This window comes from Streptomyces phyllanthi (assembly GCF_009377205.1).
Classification (GTDB): Bacteria; Actinomycetota; Actinomycetes; order Streptomycetales; family Streptomycetaceae; genus Streptomyces; species Streptomyces phyllanthi.
In genome coordinates this window covers 1-3017 of the sequence record NZ_VJZE01000718.1, presented here as the reverse complement: position 1 = coordinate 3017, position 3017 = coordinate 1, and the positions used below count along the sequence as shown (strand labels likewise).

Genomic DNA, 3017 nt, shown 5'->3' with positions numbered 1-3017 from the left:
CCCACAGCCCGCCCCCGCACGGAACCCCGGACCAGCGCGGTCGGCCGAAGGCCAACCGTACATAGCCCTCCCGTACATGGCCCTCCCGTACACGGCCCCTCCGCGGGCCGCGCCCCGGGGAGTCGGCCGGGTACGTGCCCAGCAGACCCTCAGGGCTGCTCAGCCGGCCCTGACCGTCAGTCCCGCCTCGGCCGCCGCGGGGAACTCGTCGTCCACGGAGACGACCTCGCGGCCCGCCGCGTCGAGCAGCGACGCGGCGATGGCCGCGCGCATACCGCTCGCGCAGTGCACCCAGACCTCTCCGGCGGGAAGCTCGCCGATCCGCCGGTGCAGCAGGTGGATCGGGATGTGGACGGACCCTGCGACATAGCCGCCCGCCCGCTCGGAGTCCCGGCGCACGTCCAGGACGACGACGCTCTCGTCGTCATGCCGTCCGGCGAGGTCGGCGAAGGTGGCGCGCGGGAAGGAGGCGGGCGTTTCGCCGTCGCGCAGCCAGGAGGCGGGACCGCCGACGGCAGCGGCGGCCGGACGGTCGATGCCGACGCGCGCCAGTTCGCGCTGGGCGGCGGCCAGCTGCTCCGGCGACTCGGCGAGCAGCGTCACCGGCTTGCCCCACGGGATCAGCCACGCCAGATAGGTCGCCACCTTGCCGCCGGCCTCGAAGTTGAAGGATCCGGCCACATGCCCTTCGGCGAAGGCGACCCGGTTGCGCAGGTCCACCACCCACTCCCCCGCGGCCAGCCGCGCGGCGATCCCCTCGGCGTCGGCGACCGCGGGCGGGGTCAGGTCGATCTGTTCCGGGCCGGAGGCGTTGGCCGGGCCCATGTGCGCGTAGTAGGCGGGCACGTCCTCCAGGCCCGCGAGCAGCTCGGCGACGAAGGTGTCGACGTCCTGCACGAGTGCCGGGTTGCCGGCCTTCTCCTTGCCGATCGTCGTGGTGTCTCCCTCCGCCTGCCCGGAGGAGCAGAAGCTGCCGAACCCGTGCGTCGGCAGGACCGGCGTCTCGTCCGGCAGCTCCACGGCGAGCCGGTGCGCGGAGGTGTGCTGGGCACGGGCGAGCCGCTCGGTCAGACGCGGCTCGACGAGGTCGGGCCGGCCGACGGAGCCGATGAGCAGGGAGCCGCCCGTGAAGGCCGTGACACCCGCCCCGGCCTCCTGCAGGGCGTACGAGGTGTGGTGCGGTGTGTGCCCCGGGGTGGTGATGGCGCGCAGCGTGAGATCGGAGTCGATCTCCACGGTGTCGCCGTCGTGCACGGCGACCCGTTCGAACGACACGTCCGCGGCGGCGGGAACCAGGTAGGCGGCGCCGGTGACGCGGGCCAGTTCCAGGCCGCCGCTGACGTAGTCGTTGTGGATGTGTGTCTCGGCCACATGGGAGACGCGCACACCTCGCCGTACGGCCGCCGCGATCACCTGGTCGATGTCCCGGGGCGGATCGACCGCCACGGCCGTGTGCGCGCCGCCGGCGAGATAGCTGCGGTTGCCGAGCCCTTCCAGCTCGATGGTGTCGACGAAGAACACGTGGGCGCTCCTCTCACTCCCTCCGCCATGTCACCTGCGCGGGTACCCCGGCCGTGCGGAACGTCCCGGTGGATCCGTACGGAACGCCGTCAGGCGCCCGGCTCCTCCCGGGTCATCGGGGGCTCGGTGGGCGTGGGCGCGGCCGGGCCGAAGAGGACGGCCCGGGCCACCCTCGGGGCGAACAGGGCGGTGACCGGCGCCCTCAGCGACAGGACCGAGCGGAAGGCGTCGCCCACCACGGGGTCGCCGGGTGTGCGCTGCTGGACCCGGCGCAGGTACCAGAGGACGGGCCGGTCCACGGCCCGTGCGCCGACCGCGTTGCCGATGGCGCCCGGCATGTTCTTGTCCGACCCGGCCGAGATGTCCCATGCCTGCCGGGACGCCGCGAGGAGGGCCTGCTGCACACGGCGTGTCGTCGGCGTCCGGCGTGGGTCGGCGAGCGCGTCGCGCAGCGCCACGGCGGTCATCGCGGCCACGGCCATGCCCTGGCCGTAGATCGGGTTGAACGCGCACAGGGCGTCGCCCGTCGCGAGGAAGCCCGCGGGGCGCAGGCCGGGCAGGTCGTAGCGGCGTCGCACGTTGGCCGTGTTCCGGAAGCCGAACGCCTTCGACCGGGGCTCGGCCTCGCGCATCCAGTGGTGCAGGAAGGGGTGCGGCAGTCGCTTGGCGTACGCCACGAACTCGTCGTCGTCCGTGGGCGGTTCGTCACCGCGCAGGCCCGAGAAAGTGGCCAGATGGCTGCCGTTCTCCAGGGGCAGGACGACGAACCCGTACGTCTGCTCGGGGTTGGGGATGACGTAGAAGCCCCGTGTGCCGTCGCCCAGGGTCCCGCCGGTGTCGCGGACGACCCGTGAGGAGTAGGCGAGCCCGGTGTCGATGGTCTCCTCGTGCGGGGCCTCGGCGCCGAGCGCGGTGAGCCACCGCGGGGCCTTCGTACCGCGCCCGGAGGCGTCCACGACGAGGTCCGCCTCCAAGGGGCGCTCCTCCGTGCGGGCGTCCTCGCCGCGCTCGCGCACCAGCACGCCCCTTACCCGCGACGCGTCACCGAGCAGACCCACGACGTCCGTCGACTGGAGCGTGGTGATGGCCGGATGGGAGAGCACCCGGCGCCGTACCAGTTCCTCGATCTGCGGGCGCGAGCCGGTGAAGACGTGCGTCGACGCCGGGACCCGCCGGAACCAGTGGCCGATCTGCCACTGCACCATGTCCGCCGGGAAGCCGACCCGGGGCGCGCCCGCCGCGCGCAGCTCGTCCGTGAACCCCGGCAGCAGGGCGTCCAGGGCCTGCTGTCCGCCTTCCAGCAGGGCGTGCGGGTGACGGCTCTGCGGCACCCCGGGACGAGGGCCGATCCCCTCCGGGTACCGGTCGCGTTCGACGACGGTCACCCGGTCCGCGTGCCCGGCGAGCACATGGGCCGTGAGCAGCCCCGCGAGGCTGCCTCCCACGACGATCGCGTGACGTTCCGTCGTGCCGCTACGGCCCCCACTGCCCGTCCG

2 protein-coding genes are annotated in these 3017 nt (G+C 73.9%); both read right to left on the bottom strand.

Annotated elements, in window-relative coordinates; all coding sequences use genetic code 11:
• Positions 1-159 precede the first annotated feature (159 nt).
• Entirely contained in the window at positions 160-1521 is a 1362-nt protein-coding gene (locus tag FNH04_RS43910) for an MBL fold metallo-hydrolase (RefSeq protein ID WP_322725603.1), read from the bottom strand.
• A gap of 89 nt (positions 1522-1610) precedes the next feature.
• Positions 1611-2966, bottom strand: coding sequence for an FAD-dependent oxidoreductase (locus FNH04_RS43905; RefSeq protein WP_322725605.1), 1356 nt, complete (start codon positions 2964-2966; stop codon positions 1611-1613).
• Positions 2967-3017: the final 51 nt, after the last annotated feature.